The 16840-nt window shown below is 73.0% G+C and carries 17 protein-coding genes; 9 read left to right on the top strand and 8 right to left on the bottom strand.

Features of this window, described 5'->3' with window-relative positions; translation table 11 throughout:
- Positions 1-37 precede the first annotated feature (37 nt).
- Positions 38-175, top strand: coding sequence for a hypothetical protein (locus tag AB0I06_RS10245; protein ID WP_363118307.1), 138 nt, complete (start codon positions 38-40; stop codon positions 173-175).
- Between the two features lie 59 nt (positions 176-234).
- Here the strand turns inward: AB0I06_RS10245 and AB0I06_RS10240 are convergent, their stop codons facing one another.
- The 3 genes from AB0I06_RS10240 to AB0I06_RS10230 form a co-directional block, all read right to left on the bottom strand.
- Positions 235-1155, bottom strand: a complete 921-nt coding sequence (locus AB0I06_RS10240) for a zinc-binding dehydrogenase (RefSeq protein WP_363118306.1) — start codon at positions 1153-1155, stop codon at positions 235-237.
- Positions 1156-1248: 93 nt separating this feature from the next.
- Positions 1249-1938 carry a response regulator gene (locus tag AB0I06_RS10235; protein ID WP_363118305.1) on the bottom strand — a complete coding sequence of 230 codons (690 nt, stop codon included), beginning with the start codon at positions 1936-1938 and terminating at the stop codon, positions 1249-1251.
- Complete coding sequence (locus AB0I06_RS10230; RefSeq protein WP_363118304.1) at positions 1935-3605, bottom strand: sensor histidine kinase; 1671 nt, start codon at positions 3603-3605, stop codon at positions 1935-1937. The genes AB0I06_RS10235 and AB0I06_RS10230 overlap by 4 nt, the downstream gene beginning before the upstream one ends.
- 178 nt (positions 3606-3783) lie before the next feature.
- On the opposite strand from AB0I06_RS10230, the gene AB0I06_RS10225 reads away from it, so the two are divergent.
- Complete coding sequence (locus AB0I06_RS10225) at positions 3784-5181, top strand: cation:dicarboxylase symporter family transporter (RefSeq protein WP_363118303.1); 1398 nt, start codon at positions 3784-3786, stop codon at positions 5179-5181.
- Between the two features lie 82 nt (positions 5182-5263).
- Here AB0I06_RS10225 and AB0I06_RS10220 read toward each other — a convergent pair whose 3' ends face one another.
- On the bottom strand, positions 5264-5878 hold the full coding sequence (locus AB0I06_RS10220; RefSeq protein WP_363118302.1) for a TetR/AcrR family transcriptional regulator: 615 nt from the start codon (positions 5876-5878) through the stop codon (positions 5264-5266).
- Between the two features lie 110 nt (positions 5879-5988).
- Between AB0I06_RS10220 and AB0I06_RS10215 the strand changes: the two genes are divergently transcribed.
- Positions 5989-7662: an MFS transporter gene (locus AB0I06_RS10215; RefSeq protein ID WP_363118301.1), complete on the top strand. Its 1674-nt coding sequence runs from the start codon at positions 5989-5991 to the stop codon at positions 7660-7662.
- Between the two features lie 209 nt (positions 7663-7871).
- Here AB0I06_RS10215 and AB0I06_RS10210 read toward each other — a convergent pair whose 3' ends face one another.
- Both AB0I06_RS10210 and AB0I06_RS10205 read right to left on the bottom strand, forming a co-directional pair.
- The gene (locus tag AB0I06_RS10210; RefSeq protein WP_363118300.1) at positions 7872-8780 is read right to left on the bottom strand and encodes an aldo/keto reductase; all 909 of its coding nucleotides are present in this window, start codon (positions 8778-8780) and stop codon (positions 7872-7874) included.
- A gap of 1 nt (position 8781) precedes the next feature.
- Positions 8782-9696, bottom strand: a complete 915-nt coding sequence (locus AB0I06_RS10205) for an NAD-dependent epimerase/dehydratase family protein (protein WP_363118299.1) — start codon at positions 9694-9696, stop codon at positions 8782-8784.
- A 45-nt stretch (positions 9697-9741) separates the two neighbouring features.
- Between AB0I06_RS10205 and AB0I06_RS10200 the strand changes: the two genes are divergently transcribed.
- The 4 genes from AB0I06_RS10200 (at position 9742) to AB0I06_RS10185 (ending at position 13441) form a co-directional block, all read left to right on the top strand.
- Positions 9742-10251 (top strand): Lrp/AsnC family transcriptional regulator, encoded by a 510-nt coding sequence (locus AB0I06_RS10200; RefSeq protein ID WP_363118298.1) that lies wholly within the window; start codon positions 9742-9744, stop codon positions 10249-10251.
- Positions 10252-10280: 29 nt separating this feature from the next.
- Positions 10281-10709: a MerR family transcriptional regulator gene (locus AB0I06_RS10195; RefSeq protein ID WP_363118297.1), complete on the top strand. Its 429-nt coding sequence runs from the start codon at positions 10281-10283 to the stop codon at positions 10707-10709.
- Between the two features lie 5 nt (positions 10710-10714).
- Positions 10715-11029 carry a thioredoxin domain-containing protein gene (locus tag AB0I06_RS10190; RefSeq protein ID WP_363118341.1) on the top strand — a complete coding sequence of 105 codons (315 nt, stop codon included), beginning with the start codon at positions 10715-10717 and terminating at the stop codon, positions 11027-11029.
- Between the two features lie 180 nt (positions 11030-11209).
- Complete coding sequence (locus AB0I06_RS10185) at positions 11210-13441, top strand: ATP-dependent DNA helicase (protein WP_363118296.1); 2232 nt, start codon at positions 11210-11212, stop codon at positions 13439-13441.
- 38 nt (positions 13442-13479) lie between these two features.
- On the opposite strand, the gene AB0I06_RS10180 is transcribed toward AB0I06_RS10185, so the two are convergent.
- Positions 13480-13890: a hypothetical protein gene (locus AB0I06_RS10180; protein ID WP_363118295.1), complete on the bottom strand. Its 411-nt coding sequence runs from the start codon at positions 13888-13890 to the stop codon at positions 13480-13482.
- Positions 13887-14834 carry a LysR family transcriptional regulator gene (locus tag AB0I06_RS10175; protein WP_363118294.1) on the bottom strand — a complete coding sequence of 316 codons (948 nt, stop codon included), beginning with the start codon at positions 14832-14834 and terminating at the stop codon, positions 13887-13889. Before AB0I06_RS10175 ends, AB0I06_RS10180 begins: the two co-directional genes overlap by 4 nt.
- A 90-nt stretch (positions 14835-14924) precedes the next feature.
- Between AB0I06_RS10175 and AB0I06_RS10170 the strand changes: the two genes are divergently transcribed.
- On the top strand, positions 14925-15845 hold the full coding sequence (locus AB0I06_RS10170) for a zinc-binding dehydrogenase (protein ID WP_363118293.1): 921 nt from the start codon (positions 14925-14927) through the stop codon (positions 15843-15845).
- Positions 15842-16834 (top strand): alpha/beta hydrolase, encoded by a 993-nt coding sequence (locus tag AB0I06_RS10165; RefSeq protein WP_363118292.1) that lies wholly within the window; start codon positions 15842-15844, stop codon positions 16832-16834. Before AB0I06_RS10170 ends, AB0I06_RS10165 begins: the two co-directional genes overlap by 4 nt.
- Positions 16835-16840: the final 6 nt, after the last annotated feature.

Raw genomic sequence — 16840 nt, 5'->3', positions numbered from 1 at the left:
TCTCCGGCCGGCGCGACGGACGACGGGTGGGTGCGCCGTGGGCGTCAACGACGTCCTGCTGCTCATCGCCGGCGCGCGGGCCATCGGCGCGGAGGTCGTCGTGACGGTGGTGACCACCTGCCGCGGCAGCCGGATCGGCCGCGCCATGCGGGCCGCCGCTCGGGGACGCCGGTGACGGTGTCCCAACCGGGCGGCCACTGACTCCGGGGCGGCCGGCCCGCCCCTGCCCGGCGGCTAGCGGGACGCCACCTCCAGGACCGCCTTGCCGCGGATCCGGCGTCCGCGAAGCGCTTCGGCCGCCTCGTCGAACCGGTCCCAGGATCCTTGCCAGCCGGTCTCGACGGCCAGGGACCCCTCGGCGGCCAGTCCGGTGAGGACGGCCAGGTCCGCTCCCACGTCGCCCTCGATGACGAAGGAGGACAGCGACTTGGCCGGGCCGACGGTCGCGTACGGCGCGAAGACCGCCGGTTCCCCGGACGTCCAGCCGACGCTCTGGACGCTGCCCCCGGGAGCCAGCAGGTCCCAGGCCGCGACCAGTTGCGGGCCGCCGACGCTGTCGATGACCACGTCCACCGGTTGCCGCAGTCCCTCCAGCCCGGTCAGCACCTCGTCCGCACCGGCCTCGGCCAGCCCTTCCGCGCGGGCGGCCGAGCCCACCGACGCGATCACATGGGCACCGGATCGTGCCGCCAGCTGGACGGCGAACCGGCCCACCCCGCCGGAGGCCCCGGTGACCAGCACCCGCTTGCCCGCTTCGAGCCCGGCGGCCCGCAGCGAGCGCAGGGCCGCCACTCCGGCGACCGGCAGGGCCGCCGCCTTCGCCAGGTCCAGGTTTTCGGGCACCTCGGCGAGCGCCCCCACGTCGATCGCGACGCGCTCGGCGAACGCCCCCGAGGTCAGGGCCACCACCCGCGCGCCCGCCACCGGCCCGGCTCCCTCGGCCGCGGCCCGGACGACCACCCCGGCCGCGTCCGAACCGAGTACCGCTCCCGCCGGGACCCGCCCCGACCGGGCGTCGTTGAGGTCGCCGTAGTTCAGCGAGGCGTGCGACACCTCCACTATGACCTGACCCGGTCCCGGCACGGGCTCGTCGACCTCACCGAGACGGACGGCGGCCGGTGCGGACGGATCGACGATCAGAGCACGAACGGACATGTCTCCCCCTGGGTTCTCGACCTGCAACAGAGATCAAGGCCGATAACTTCCCGGACCCGTCCGGCCCTTGACCGCATCGTGGCCGTCAGGCCGTCACTGGCCGGTGACCCAGCGGTACTGCAACTCCGGGCGCCCCACCGTGCCGTACTGCGGGCGGCGGGCCGCGCGGCCCGCGTCGACCAGGTGCTCCAGGTAACGGCGGGCCGTGATGCGGGAGATGCCCACGGTCTCGGCGACCCCGGCGGCCGTGAGGCCCTCCGCGCTGTCGCGCAGGGCCACCGTCACCCGCTCCAGCGTCGGCGCGCTCAGTCCCTTGGGCAGAGCGGCCGGGCCCGGTGCGCGCAGGGCGGCGAGCGCCCGGTCCACCTCGTCCTGGCCGCTGGCCTCGCCGACCGCCGCGTGGAACTCGGCGTAGCGCACCAGGCGGTCGCGCAGGGTCGCGAAGGTGAACGGCTTGAGGACGTACTGCACCACCCCGAGCGAGACGCCCTCGCGGACGACGGCCAGGTCACGGGCCGACGTCACCGCTATCACGTCCGCGTGATGGCCGGCCGCCCGCAGGGACCGGGCCAGTTGCAGTCCGTGCACGTCGGGCAGGTGCAGATCCAGCAGCAGCAGGTCCACCGGGGTGCGGTCCAGGACCCGGCGGGCCTCCGCGCCGGAGTGCGCCTTGCCCACGGCCACGAACCCGGGCACCCTGCCGACGTACAACACGTGCGCGTCGGCGGCGACCGGGTCGTCCTCCACCACCAGGACACGGATGTCCTTCTCGCTGCCCGTCATGCGTCGCCTCCAGCGCCTTTGGCCACCGGGGCCCCGGATGTCACGCCCGTGTCCGTCGTCCCGCACTCCCGCAGCGGCAGCCGCACCTCGAACTCGGCCCCGCCCCCCTCGGCCTCCGACACCGTCAGGGAGCCCTCGTGCCGCTGGACCGCCTGCCGTACCAGCGCCAGCCCGAGGCCGCGGCCGCCCGGGCCCGCCGGTTTCGTCGTGAAGCCGCGCTGGAACACCGCCTCGGCGTGCTCGGGGTCCACGCCCGGGCCCGTGTCGGAGACCCGCAGCACCAGCTCCGGGGCGCCACCGGCGTTCCGCGTGTACGCGGCCACCGTCACGCGGGCCCGGACGCTGCCCTGCGCCGCGTCCACGGCGTTGTCGATCAGATTGCCGAGGATCGTCACCAAATCCCGCGCGGGCAGGGTCGCGGGCAGCAGGCCGTCGTCCAGGCTGCTGTCCTGCGACACCATCAGCTCCACGCCCCGCTCGTTGGCCTGGGCCGTCTTGCCCAGCAGCAGCGCCGCCAGCACCGGCTCGCTCACCGCCGCCACGACCTGGTCCGTCAGCGCCTGCGCCAGCTCCAGCTCGGCCGTCGCGAACTCCACCGCTTCCTCCGCCCGGCCCAGCTCGATCAGCGAGACCACCGTGTGCAGCCGGTTCGCCGCCTCGTGCGCCTGGGAGCGCAACGCCTGTGTGAAGCCCCGCTCGGAGTCCAACTCGCCCATCAGCGACTGGAGTTCGGTGACATCGCGCAGGGTGACGACCGTACCGCGCTGCTCACCGCCGGACACCGGCGAGGTGTTGACGACCAGGACCCTGGACGCCGTCAGATGCACCTCGTCGACCCGCGGCTCCGACGCCAGCAGGGCACCCGTCAGCGGGGCCGGCAGCCCCAGCTCCGCCACCGACCTGCCCACCACGTCCCCGGCCACGCCGAGCAACTCCCGACCTCCGTCGTTGATCAGCGCCACACGGTACTGCCCGTCCAGCATCAGCAGCCCCTCGCGCACGGCGTGCAGGGCGGCCTGGTGGTAGTCGTGCATCCGGCTCAGCTCGGTCGCGTTCATGCCGTGGGTGTGGCGGCGCAGCCGGGCGTTGATGACGTAGGTGCCGACCGCGCCCAGCACCAGCGCGCCGGCCGCGACGCCGAGCAGGGCCGTGAGCTGGTCCTGCACCCGCTGCGTGATCTGCTCGACCCGGATGCCCGCGCTGACCAGGCCCACGACCTCGCGGCCGTCCCGGATCGGGGTGACCGCGCGGACCGACGGGCCGAGCGTGCCGGTGTAGGTCTCGGTGAAGGTCTGGCCCTTCAGAGCCCGCTCGGTGTGGCCCCGGAAGGTCTGGCCGATCTGCCGGGGGTCGGGGTGCGTCCAGCGGATGCCCCGCGGATCCATGATCGTGATGAAGTCGACCTCGGTGTCCCGCATCACCTTCAGCGCGTACGGCTGGAGCTCGGCCGTCGGGTCGGCGGTGCGGGTCGCCGCCAGCACGGACGGGGAGTCCGCGACGGACCGCGCCACCGCCCTGGCCTGGCGCGTCGCGGCCTCCTCGGCCTGGCTGCGGTCGCTGACATAGGTGAACAGCGCGTATCCGGCCACGACGACCGCTATCAGCACGGCCTGCATGGCGAAGAGCTGGCCCGCCAGACTGCGGGGGCCGGGGACGGTGAGGCGCATGCCGTCAGTCTGCACCGTGGCTGATTGTGAACTAAATGAACGGAAGGGTGACCGCGCTCACAGAGCAGGACATAGTCACGGGCATTCCCCATAACGCATCTCCGGGAGCCCCCGCTCCCATCCCCCGGACGTGAGCCGCACGCCGGTGATGCCGACGACGTCGTCAAGGAGGGCCGCCGTGACCAGCGCAGCCGATACGGCACCTGCCGCACCCAAGGCCAAGCGGGACCGCACGCACTATCTCTACATCGCGGTGATCATCGCGGTCGCCGCCGGTATCGCGGTGGGTCTGGCCGCGCCGGACTTCGCGCAAGAGCTGAAGCCCATCGGCACGGGGTTCGTGGCCCTGATCAAGATGATGATCTCGCCGATCATCTTCTGCACGATCGTGCTGGGCATCGGCTCGGTGCGCAAGGCCGCCAAGGTCGGCGCCGTCGGCGGTATCGCCCTGGGCTACTTCATGGTGATGTCGCTGGTCGCGCTGGGCATCGGCCTGGTCGTCGGCAACATCCTGGAGCCGGGCACCGGCCTCGCGGTGACCGACGCGGTCAAGGACGCCGGGCACGCCCAGATCGACGCCGAGGCGAAGAACACCACGGAGTTCCTGCTCGGCATCATCCCGACCACGATCGTGTCGGCCTTCACCAACGAGTCGGTCCTTCAGACCCTGCTGATCGCCCTGCTCGCGGGCTTCGCGCTCCAGGGCATGGGCTCGGCCGGCCAGCCCATCCTGCGCGGCATCGAGCACATCCAGCGGCTCGTCTTCCGCATCCTCGCGATGGTGATGTGGGCCGCCCCGATCGGTGCCTTCGGTGCCATCGCCGCGGTCACCGGATCCGCCGGTGTGGAGGCGCTCAAGAGCCTCGCCGTGCTGATGCTCGGCTTCTACGTCACCTGTTTCCTGTTCGTCTTCATCGTGCTCGGCACCCTGCTGCGGGTCGTCTCGGGCCTGAACATCTTCACGCTGTTCAAGTACCTGGGCCGGGAGTTCCTGCTGATCCTGTCCACGTCCTCCTCCGAGTCCGCCCTGCCGCGGCTCATCGCCAAGATGGAGCACCTGGGCGTCAGCAAGCCGGTGGTCGGCATCACCGTCCCGACCGGCTACTCCTTCAACCTCGACGGCACCATGATCTACATGACCATGGCCTCGCTGTTCATCGCCGACGCCATGGGCACGCCGATGTCGATCGGTGAGCAGATCCCGCTGCTGCTCTTCCTGCTGGTCGCCTCCAAGGGTGCCGCCGGTGTCACCGGCGCCGGTCTCGCGACCCTGGCCGGTGGCCTCCAGTCCCACAAGCCGGCCCTGGTGGACGGCATCGGCCTCATCGTCGGCATCGACCGCTTCATGAGCGAGGCCCGCGCCCTGACCAACTTCGCGGGCAACGCCGTGGCCACGGTGCTGATCGGCACCTGGACGAAGGAGATCGACCGGGACCGCGTGAACCAGGTGCTCGCCGGTCAGCTGCCCTTCGACGAGAAGACCCTGCTGGACGACGGGCACGGCGGCCCGGCCGAGGACCGCGCCGAGGCCGAGGTGCCCGAGCCGGGCGGCGAGAAGGAGCTGGCGAAGGCCTGACGGCCGCGCCGCCCCCGCGAGACTCCGGGCGGCTGGGTGTCCCCCCGTCGCTCAGCCGCCCGGTCCACCGCACGAAGACAGATCAAGCGTTCAGCTTCGCCACCAGCTCGGTGGCATCGGAGGCGGGCACGCCCGCCGCGGTCAGGATGGTGACCGCGGCGCAGCGGCCCGCCTCTCGCGCTGCCACGAGCCCGTCGTTCACCGCCTCCATCAGCGCCACCAGCATCTGCTCGTGCACGTAGGCCAGGGCCGGAGCGGGCAGGGGTGAGCTGAAGACGCCCTGGTCGAGGCCGCGCCCGAGCATCTCGGTGGCGGCCTCCCGGACGGGGGCGAGCCGCTCCCGGATGCCCTGCATGGTGACCGTGCGCTGGGCCAGCGCGATCAGCAGCCGGTAGCGGTCGGCGAGTTCCCACACCGCCAGCACGGAGCGCGCCACCGCCTCCGCGGGGTCGCGCACGCCCTCGCGGCCCGCCGCGTGCGCGGCCGACAGCGCCTGCACCGCCTCGTCGACGAGCGTGCTGATCAGCGCCTCACGGTTCGGGAAGTGCCCGTAGACCGTCCGCCGTACGACACCGGCGGCCCGGGCGATCTGGTCCATGGACGCGTCGGGGTCGCGCAGCAGCTCGGCGAGGGCCACGTCGAGGATGCGGCGGCGGTTGGCGTCGGCGCGGCTGGTTCCCGTGGTCATGGACGTCATTGTGCCCCTTCCCCCTTCGAGTTGCACAGTGCTGTGCAACGGCGTAGATTGCACACTGTTGTGTAAATGCACAGCCATGTGCAATTCAACGAGGAAGGCCACACCCCGCCATGCGACTCGTCATGACCGAACCGGCCGAGAGGACGGACCGCCCCTACGCACGCCGCTGGTGGGCGCTCCTCGTGCTCTGCCTCAGCCTGCTGATCATCGTGATGGCGAACACCGCCCTCACCGTCGCGGCGCCCGCCATGACCGAGGACCTCGGGCTGTCCAGCGCCGACCTCCAGTGGGTGATCGACGGCTACACCGTCCCCTACGCCGCGCTGATGCTGCTGCTGGGCGCGATAGGCGACAAGTACAGCCGCCGGGGCGCGCTCGTCCTCGGACTGGTCGTGTTCGCGGGCGGCTCCGTCTTCGGCTACCTCGCCGACAGCGCCACGACCGTCATCGCCGCCCGGGCCGTGATGGGCGCCGGTGCCGCGATGATCATGCCGGCCACGCTCTCCCTGCTCGCCGCGACCTTCCCGCGCGCCGAGCGGGCCAAGGCCATCACCCTGTGGACCGCCACGGCCGGGCTCGCCATCGCGGCCGGACCGCTGGTCGCCGGAGCGCTGCTGGAGGACCACGGCTGGTCCTCGACGTTCCTGATCAACGTCCCGGTCGCGGTCCTCGCCCTCGCCGGCGCCTTCGTCCTCGTACCGCCGTCCAAGGCCGCGGACCGCGGGCGCATCGACTACGGCGGCGGGCTGCTGTCGGTGGTCTGGATCGCCGCGCTGGTCTACATGATCATCGAGGGGCCGCACTTCGGCTGGGGCGTCAAGGCCGTCACCGCGGCGGTCGTCGCCGGAGCCGGGCTCGTCGCCTTCGTCCTGTGGGAGCTGCGCCACCCGCGCCCGCTCCTGGACGTCCGCCGCTTCACCGACCGCGGCTTCGCCGGGTCCAACCTGGCCGTCGCCCTGTTCTTCCTGGCGGTCTTCGGCGCCTTCTACTACCTGACGCAGCACCTCCAGTTCGTCCTCGGCTACGACGCCCTGGACACCGGCCTGCGCATGCTGCCGCTGGCGGGCGCCGTGTTCGTGGGGTCGGCCCTCACCGGCTTCCTCACGCCCCGGGTCGGCATGAAGTGGACCGTCACGGCCGGCATGGCCGGGGGCACGGCGGCCCTGGCGCTGCTCACCCGGGTCGACGCCGGTGCCTCGTACGGCGACTTCGTCGCGCCCCTGATCGTCCTCGGCCTGTCGATCGGGCTCGCGCTGTCGCCCTGCACGGACGCGATCATGGGGGCGTTCCCGGAGTCCGAACTGGGCGTCGGCGGCGCGGTCAACGACACGTCGCTCGAGCTCGGCGGTTCGCTCGGCATCGCCATCCTCGGTTCGCTGCTGGCCACGTCGTACTCCGGTCACCTCGCCGACGCGACGGCCGGCAGCAAGCTCCCCGCCTCCTCCCTGTCCACGGCCCAGGACTCCGTCGGGGCCGGGTACGCCGTCGCCCGGGGCATCGGCGACAAGGCCCGTCAGCTCGCCGAGCAGGCCGCCCACACCGGCGACGCCCAGCAGGCCGGGCGCCTGCGGGCCCAGGCCGAACAACTCGGGGGCGGAGCCCGGCAGATGGCCGACGCGGTCGGATCCGCCTTCTCCGACGCGGTCGCCCACACCAGCCTGATCGGGGCCGTGATCCTGGGCGTCGGCACGGTGGTGGTGGCGCTGCTGCTGCCCGGTAAGGAGAAGACGGCGGACGAGCCGGTGGAGGAGGACAAGGAACTGGAGCCGGCCGGAACCCGCTAGACGCATCGATCACGACAGTGGCGCCACCGCCGAGGGCGGCAGGCGCCACGTCCGTGCGGGCCCTCGGGGCGGCGGGTGCGAGGGGGGACCCTGGGGCGTGGCTCGGCTCCGGCGCGTTCGTGCCCGGCCCTGGGCGAGTCGGGATGTTCCGGCCGCCCCGGGGCACTCGGCGGCCAACCACCGATCACCCGCGTGAACAACCCTGCGGGTCAATACATCTGGGCGCGGCCCGGCCCGGCCGCCTCGTCCAGCCGGGTCCTTTCCTCGTCGGTGAGCAGCAGGTCCGCCGCGGCCGCCGAGTCCCGGACGGTCTCCGGACGGCTCGCGCCCGGGATCGGCACGACCGCCGGGGACCGGGCCAGCAGCCAGGCCAGGGCGACCTGCTGGGGGCTGACCCCGCGCTCCGCCGCCACTGCGTGGAAGGCGCCGAAGCGCTGCGCCCCCTCGGTGCGTGACGGGCCGTCCAGGGAGCTGCGCGACAGTCCGCCGAGCGGGCTCCACGGCAGGAACGCCAGCCCCAGCTCCGCGCACAGCCGCAGCTCCGGCTCACTGTCCCGGACGGCGGGGGAGTACTGGTTCTGCACCGACACCAGCCGGTCGCCGAGGATCTCCCGCGCCCGGCGGATCTGGTCCGCGTCCGTGTTGGACACACCGGCCAGCCGGATCGTGCCCGCGTCGAGCAACTCGCGCAGCGCTCCCACGGACTCCTCGAAAGGCACCGCGGGGTCGGGCTTGTGCAGCTGGTAGAGGCCGATCGCCTCCACTCCCAGTCGCTCGCGCGACGCCTCCGCGGCCGCTTTGAGGTGGCGGGGGGAGCCGTTCACCGTCCAGTCGCCGTCCGCCGGGCGGCTGCGGCCGCCCTTCGTCGCCACCAGGACGCCGGAGGTGTCACCGCCGTAGGAGGCCAGCGCCCGGGCCACCAGACGTTCGTTGTGGCCGGGTTCCGCCCCGGGCAGGTGGTAGGAGTCGGCCGTGTCCAGCAGGGTCACGCCCGCGTCGAGCGCGGCGTGCACCGTGGCCAGCGCGCGTGCCTCGTCCGGCCGGCCCTCGATGGACAGCGGCATCGCCCCCAGCCCGATCGCGCTCACCCGCAGTCCGCCGAGTGTCCGGTAACGCACGTCAGTCGCCCTTCCCGAGCGTCTCGGCCACGGCACGCGGCAGCCACCGCCGCGCGTCGGTGAAGCCGAACCCCAGCCCGGCCGCCCGGGCGCCGTCCATGCCGTAGGAGCGGCGGAAGGAGAACGGCGAGACCTCACCGACCCGCACCGGACGGAACACCACCCGCCCGCCCGGGACATGAGCGGCCACCGCCTCGCACAGTTCCTCGGTGCTCAGCGCCCCGGGCGCGGCGGCGTTCACCGGCCCGGTGAAGTCCTCGCCCGCCGCCCAGGCCAGGAAACGGGCGGCCTCCTCGACGTACACATAGGTGGCCGGCCGGTTCACCGTCGGCACGGCGATCGGCTCGCCGGTGCGGATCCGCTCGGCGTAGTGGGCCAGCCTGCCCGTGAAGTCGTCGTCACCGCCCAGCACATGGGCCATCCGCACCGTCGCGCAGGGGAACGCCGCGCCGCCGCCCGCGAGGACCGCCTCGGCCTGCCGCTTGCCCTCCCCGTAGTGCGCCTCGGCGAAGACCGGGTCGTCCCAGGGCAGGTCCAGGTCGACCGGGACGGTGGCCGGGGCGAGGGCCTCCTCGCGCAGCGGGGCGGGGGAGTCCTCGTACTCGTACACCTCGACCGTCGAGGTCATCACATAGCGGCGGGTACGGCCGGCGAAGACACGGCGGGCGATCACCGCCTGGCGCGGGGTGTAGCAGACCTGGTCGACGACGACGTCGTAGGCCCGGGAGCCGAGCGCGCCGGTCAGCGACCGCTCGTCGTCACGGTCGGCGAGCAGGTGCTCCGCTCCGGCGGGTGGCGGGGAGGAGCCCCGGTTCAGCACGGTGACGCGGTGGCCTTCGGTGAGCAGCCGTGCGATCAGACGCTTCCCGACGTAACGGTTCCCGCCGATGACCAGGACATCCAGGGGCTTTTCCATGGCCATAATTCTCCCGGCGTACATCGACGCCCTGAAGGGGGAACCATGGGAGTTCAGGCCGCCGCGCCGAAAGAACCACGGCATCTGCGCAGCGCCGCCGACGAAACATCGGTGGCCTTCGACGCACTGGACCGGCAGATCCTCCAGCTGCTCCAGATCGACGGCCGGATCAAGCTCAGCGAGCTGGGCCGGCGGGTCAGGCTCAGCCCCGCCGCCGTCACCGAGCGGGTGCGTCGGCTGGAGGCGGCCGGGGTGATCAGCGGCTACGGCGCCCACGTCGTACCGGCCCGGCTCGGCTACGGCATCCAGGCGTTCATCCGCGTCGACCCGCACGGCGGGTACACGCTCAAGCACCCCAGGACCCTGGAACTGACGGAGCGCCCCGAGATCATCGAGGTGCACCACGTGGTCGGGGAGGACTGCTGGATCCTCAAGGTCGCCGTCCGGGACACCGTCCACCTGGAAGAGGTCCTGGAGAACGTCTCCGCGCTCGGCCGCACCACCACGTCGGTCGTGCTGACCTCCCCGGTGGAGCGCAAACCGCTGTTGCCTTGACGCCGGGGTCAAGGATTACGTTCGGGGACATGCGAATCGGCGAGCTGGCCGCACGGGCCGGGACCACGACGCGGACGCTGCGGTATTACGAGTCCCGGGGGCTGCTGCCCGCGCGGCGCACCGGCAACGGATACCGGACCTACGACGAGGGCGATCTGCGGCTGCTGCGGCAGATCAGGACGCTCCAGGACTTCGGGTTCGACCTGGAGGAGACGCGGCCCTTCGTGGAGTGTCTGCGCGCCGGGCACCCCGAGGGCGACTCGTGCCCGGCCTCGCTCGCGGTCTACCGGCGCAAGCTGGACGAACTCGACTCGCTCATCGGGCAGCTGACCGGGGTGCGGGAGACCGTCGCACGGCAGCTGGAGCGGGCGGAGCTGGCGCGGGCCGAACTGGCCGCCGAGGCGGAGGTTCCGGGCGGTCCGGAACCGGTGTGCGAGCTGGGAGGGGATGCATGGTGACCCATGTGACCGAGGTGACGGACGCGGACTTCGAGGCGGAGGTGATCGGCGCGGAGCTGCCGGTGCTGGTGGAGTTCACCGCCGACTGGTGCCCGCCGTGCCGGCAGATGGGCCCCGTGCTCAAGGCGCTGGCCTCCGAGGAGAGCGAGCGGCTGAAGGTCGTGCAGCTGAACGTCGACACCAGCCCGGCGACGACCAACGCCTACAAGGTGCTGTCCATGCCGACCTTCATGGTGTTCCGCGGCGGCGAGCCCGTGAAGGCGATGGTCGGCGCGCGGGCCAAGCGGCGGCTGCTGGAGGAACTCGCGGACGTGCTGTAGGGGCCGGCCCGGTTCGTGCCCGGAATGAGGAAATCCCCCGAGCAATTGCGCTCGGGGGATTTCCTTGCGTATATTTGTCTGTTCGTGACTTCGATGGAATGAGGTCACGGAGAAGTTCAGTGAGCACAGTATATCCGGGCGGGAGTGGAATTGTCAAACACCGAATTTCCGGACGATGAATTGCGACAGGAACAGGAATTCATCGACGAGTTGTACGCGCGCGTGGACGCGCTGCGCGGCGACGCCGAGACCTCCGTCACGGACGCCCTCGCGCAGGGCAACACCCCCATGCAGGCCAGACTCGAGCGGGACATCCTCGTGGCCGAGCGCTCCGGGCTGCTCGCCGCGCTGAACGCGGTGGACGGCTCCCTGTGCTTCGGCCGGATCGACCTCACCTCGGGCGTCACCCACCACATCGGCCGGATCGGCCTGCGCACCGACGACGCCGAGCGCACCCCCGTCCTCATCGACTGGCGCGCCGACGTCGCCCGCCCCTTCTACCTGGCCACCGGGCACACCCCGATGGGACTCAGGCGCCGCCGGCACATCGCCACCGACGGCCGTACGGTCACCCACCTGCACGACGAGATCCTCGACCTCGGCGACGAGACCCGCACCGGTCACGAGGACCCGACGGGCGACGCCGTGCTGCTCGCCGCCCTCAACTCGGCGCGCACCGGGCGCATGGGCGACATCGTGCAGACCATCCAGGCCGACCAGGACCGCATCATCCGCGCCCCGCACCGCGGCGTCATGGTGGTGGAGGGCGGCCCGGGCACCGGCAAGACGGCCGTCGCCCTGCACCGCGCCGCCTATCTGCTCTACGAGCACCGGGAGCTGCTCGCCAAACGGGCCGTGCTGATCGTCGGGCCCAACCCGGCGTTCCTCGGCTACATCGGCGAGGTGCTGCCCTCGCTCGGCGAGACCGGCGTGCTCCTGGCCACCGTCGGCGAGTTGTACCCGGGCGTGAAGGCGACCGCCACCGACACCCCCGAGGCCGCCGCCGTGAAGGGCCGGGCCGACATGGCCGACGTCCTCGCCGAGGCGGTCCGCGGCCGGCAGGCGCTGCCCGACCCGGTCATCGCCATCGAGCACGACCGCGAGGTCCTCATGCTCGACGACGGCCTGGTCAACGTCGCCCGGGAGCGCGCCCGTGCCGCCAAGCTGCCGCACAACGCCGCCCGTGAGCACTTCGAGGGCCACATCCTCAACGCCCTCACCGACCTGTACGCCGAGCGGATCGGCACCGACCCCTTCGACGGGTCCAGCCTGCTCGACCCCAGCGACATCACCCAGATCCGCGACGACCTCGCCGAGAACCCCGAGGTGTGGGCGGCCATCGACCAGTTGTGGCCGGTGCTCACCCCGCAGCGGCTCGTCGCGGACCTCCTCGCCGCACCCGAGGAGTTCCTGCCCGCCGAGGACGCCGACGCCGTACGCCGCCCCGTGACCCGGCACTGGACCGTCGCGGACGTGCCGCTGCTCGACGAGGCCGCCGAACTGCTCGGCGAGGACGACCGGCTCGCCCGCGAGCGCGCCGAGCGCGAGCGGGAGCGCCAGATCGCCTACGCGCAGGGCGTGCTGGAGGTGTCGTACGCCTCCCGGACCTACGAGTTCGAGGACAAGGAGGAGGACGACCCCGAGAGCTCGGAGGTGCTGTCCGCGCACGACATCATCGACGCGGAGCGGTTCGCCGAGCGGCACGAGGAGGACGACCACCGCAGCGCCGCCGAGCGCGCCGCGGCCGACCGCACCTGGGCGTTCGGCCACATCATCGTCGACGAGGCGCAGGAGCTGTCGCCGATGGCGTGGCGGCTGCTGATGCGGCGCAGCCCGACCCGCTCGATGACCCTGGTCGGGGACCCCGCGCAGACGGCGGAGGCCGCCGGTGTCGGCTCCTGGTCGGACATCCTCGCCCCGTACGTCGAGGACCGCTGGGAGCACACCAGGCTGGGCGTCAACTACCGCACCCCGGCCGAGATCATGGACGTCGCGGCGGCCGTGGTGCGCGCCGAGCACCCGGAGTTCGAGCCGCCCAGCTCGGTCCGCTCCACGGGTGTATGCCCCTGGGCCCGGGCCACCGACGACCTCCCGGGCGCCGTCGCTAAGGCGGTCGGCGAACTGACCCCGGCCGAGGGCAGGCTCGCGGTGATCGCGCCGCGCGACCTGCACCGCTCCCTCGCGGCCCGGCTGGACGGCGTGACGGCGGGCGCCGAGCCCGACCTCACACGGTCGGTGGTCCTGCTGGACCCGCGCCAGGCCAAGGGCCTGGAGTTCGACTCCGTCCTCGTGGTCGAGCCGGGCCGGTACGGCACCAGCGACCTGTACGTGGCCCTGACCCGGGCCACCCAGCGGCTGGGCGTACTGCACACCGGCGCACTGCCGAAGCCCCTCGCGGACGCGTTCGCGTGACCGGCCGGCCCCGTGCCCGCCCGGGCACGGGGGCCGACCTACCCCAACAGCGACCTCGGATCCCGCAGGGCGTGCCGCAGTCCCGCCGCGAGCGGTACGACCGTCAGGGCGAAGAAGACCCAGAACAGGAACTCGGCCCCGGGCGCCAGTTCGTACAAGGTGCCGTCCTCCCACCGGCAGTAGGCCCTCGGTGGAAACGGGGTGGAGACTCCGGACACCCTTCCGCTGCCGATGACACCCTCCTGGTACGCCTCCCTGGGGCAGGGGGCGGTCTCCGGGAACAGGACGGGATCGTCCGCCGCCATGATGAACAGCCAGGTGAGAGCGCCGAGGGGCACCGACCAGAAGACCGAGGTCTTCACCCACAGTGGCAGCAGCGGATGCACCAGCAGACCCTGGAGGGCGACCCGGCCGACCACCAGCACGGCGAAGACCACCAGCAGCGTCATCGACTTCCCTGCTCCGTCGCGGCGTTCCCGGGTGGCTCGGGCAGCCAGTCACGCGCCGGGTCGTACTCCAGCCACCTGCTCGGGCCCGCCTGCGCGGCGAGGGCGGTGGTGAGGGTGCCGAGCCCGGGGTGCCCGCCGGCGGTGCGCCACACCAGCGACCAGGCGTACAGCGGTGTGGGATCGACCAGCGGGACGGAGCGCAACCCCGGTACGTCCGGCAGGGGCACGTCGGCGGGCAGCAGCGAGAAGCGCCGCGGGTCCCCGGCCACCTCGGAGAGGAAGTGGGCGAGGCCCAGGTTGAGGGTGGTGGCCGTGGTGGGGATGCCGAAGCGGTGGGCGAACCGGTGCAGGAAGTCGAGCCGGTCCAGCGCCCCGGGCGCCCACAGCACACTCCCGCTCAACTGCCCGGGCCGCACGGCCGGTTCGGCGGCGAGCGGATGGTCCGCGCCGAGCACGGCGTCCACCGGCTCCAGACGTACCAGGCGGTGTGCGAGCCCTTCGGGCAGCGGAGGGTGCACCCGGCCGAAGGCCGCGTCGATGTCACCGCGCAGCAGGGCCGCCGTCACCGACGGCAGATCACGGCCGTGCCCCAGCACCAGGTCCCCGGCGTCCGCCGCGACCCGGGCCAGGGTCCGCATCGGCGCGTAGAGGTGCCCCCAGACGTCGACCCGCAGGGGCCGGTCCGTCCCCACGGCCGCGGCGACGGCCGACTCGGCGGCGGCCAGGGCCTGCCGGGCCGGTGCCAGAAAACGCCGCCCCGCCTCGGTGAGGGCGACCGCCTTGCCTCCGCGCTCGAACAACGCGGCGCCCAGGAGCGATTCGAGCCGGGCGATCCGCTTGGACACCGCCTGCTGGGACAGTCCCATCGCGTCGGCCGCCCGCCCGAAGTGCAGTTCCTCGGCGGCGCGTACGAAGGCCCGTACCTGCGCCATGTCGAGATCCATGGCTCCTCACCCTAGGCGACAACCGAAAGGTGTCGGTCCTGCTCGTCCGTTGTTGGATCACGGGGTGACCGCGGAGGTTGCATGTGCGGCATGCGAAGACTGATTCCCACGGGGCTCCCAGCGCGTCCGGTCGCGTTCGCCGAGGTCCCGCCGCCCGTACCGGAGCCCGACGAAGCGCTCGTCAAGGTCGAGGCGTTCGCGCCGAACCGGGGCGAGACGTTCCTCCTCGAACACCCCCGCCCGGGGCTGCTGCCCGGCAAGGATGTCGCGGGACTCGTCGTGCAGGCCGCCGCCGACGGCTCGGGCCCCGCCATCGGCACCCGCGTGGCCGGACACCTCGCGCAGGGCGGCTGGGCCGAGTACGCCGCCGTACCCACCCACTCCCTCGCCCCGCTCCCGGACGGCGTCGACAGCGTCCGGGCGGCGGCCCTGCCCCTCGCGGGCATCACCGCCCTGCGCCTGCTGCGCGCCACCGGCTCCCTCACGGGCAGGCGCGTGCTGCTGACCGGTGCCTCGGGCGGGGTCGGCCACCTCGTCACCGAACTGGCCGTCGGGGCCGGAGCCGAGCTGACGGCGGTGACGGCCACGCCGGAGCGCGGCGAGCGGCTCGCGGAGCTGGGCGCGCAGGTCGTGCACCAGGTGGCGGCGGCACAAGGCCCCTTCGACGTCGTCCTGGAGTCCACGGGCGGACCGGAGCTGCCCGAGGCCCTGTCGAAGACGCGCCCCGGCGGCCTCGCCGTCTGGTTCGGCCAGGCGAGCCGCACCCCCGCGACCCTCGACTTCTTCGCCCTTCTCAGCGGTCCCGAGCGCGTCACCCTCCAGCACTTCCACTACGCCGGCGCCCCCTACGGCCCCGACCTCGCGACGCTGGTGCGCCTGGTCGAGCAGGAGCGGCTGCACCCGGAGATCGGCCGGATCGCCGACTGGTCGGAGACCGCCGAGACACTGATCGACCTGCGGGAGCGCCGGATACGCGGCAAGGCCGTCCTGCTGACCGGAGGAACCCGATGAACGTCACCGACTTCGCAGCCGCCCAGTGGACCCGTGCCACCGGCGCCGGCGTCGACCCCCACGAGTACCGGCGCCTCACCGCCGGCCTCACCTCCCTGGCCGACTGGGGACCGGCCTTCTCCCGCACCGGACATGCCCACAACGCTTGCGCGGAGCAGGCCGGATCGCCCGTCTCCGCGGGGGAGCACCTCCTGATGGCGGCCCGGTGGTTCCACCTCTCCACGCTCGCGCCGTACGCGGAGGCGGGACGTGCCGCCGCCGAGGCGGACCGGGCCCTGGGACGGGCGCTGTCCGTGCTGGAGCCCGGCGCCCGGCGCGTCACCGGCGACGGTTTCACCGGCTGGCTGCGCGGCCCCTCGGACGCCCCCGGCACGGTGATCGTGGTCCCCGGCCTGGACTCGGCCAAGGAGGAGTTCCTCGACCTGACGGCGGCGCTGCTCGCCAGGGGACTCGCGGTGTTCGCGATGGACGGGCCCGGGCAGGGCGCCCTCGCGGCCACGACCCCTGTCACCCCGCACTACGAGCAGGTCGTCGGCCGGGTCGTCGACGCCCTCGGCGTCCCGCGCGTCGGCCTCGTCGGGCTCAGCCTCGGCGGCTACTACGCGGCGCGGACCGCGGCCCTGGAGCCCCGCGTGGCGGCCGTCGCCACCGTCAGCGGCCCCTTCCGGCTCGACTGGGACGAACTCCCTGCGCCCGTCCGGGACATCATGACCCGGCGGGCCGGAGGAGCCGGCGCCGCCCGCGACTTCGCCCGCCGGGTCGATCTCACCGGCCTGGCACCGCGCGTCACGGCCCCGCTGCTGGTGGTGGACGGCGGCCGGGACGTCATCCCGGGCGTGACGAACGGCGAGCCGCTGGCCCGCCTGGCACCGCACGGCACCTACCTGTCCGTCCCGCACGGCGACCACCTGCTCGGCAACGCGCGCGGTGACTGGCTGTTCCCCCTCGCCGACCACCTCGCGCACACGCTGACGGGAGCGGCGGTGTGAGCCGCT

Source organism: Streptomyces sp. NPDC050674, from assembly GCF_040654575.1.
GTDB lineage: Bacteria > Actinomycetota > Actinomycetes > Streptomycetales > Streptomycetaceae > Streptomyces.
The sequence above is the reverse complement of the archived record's forward strand: the minus strand, read 5'-3'. Positions and strand labels throughout refer to the sequence as shown.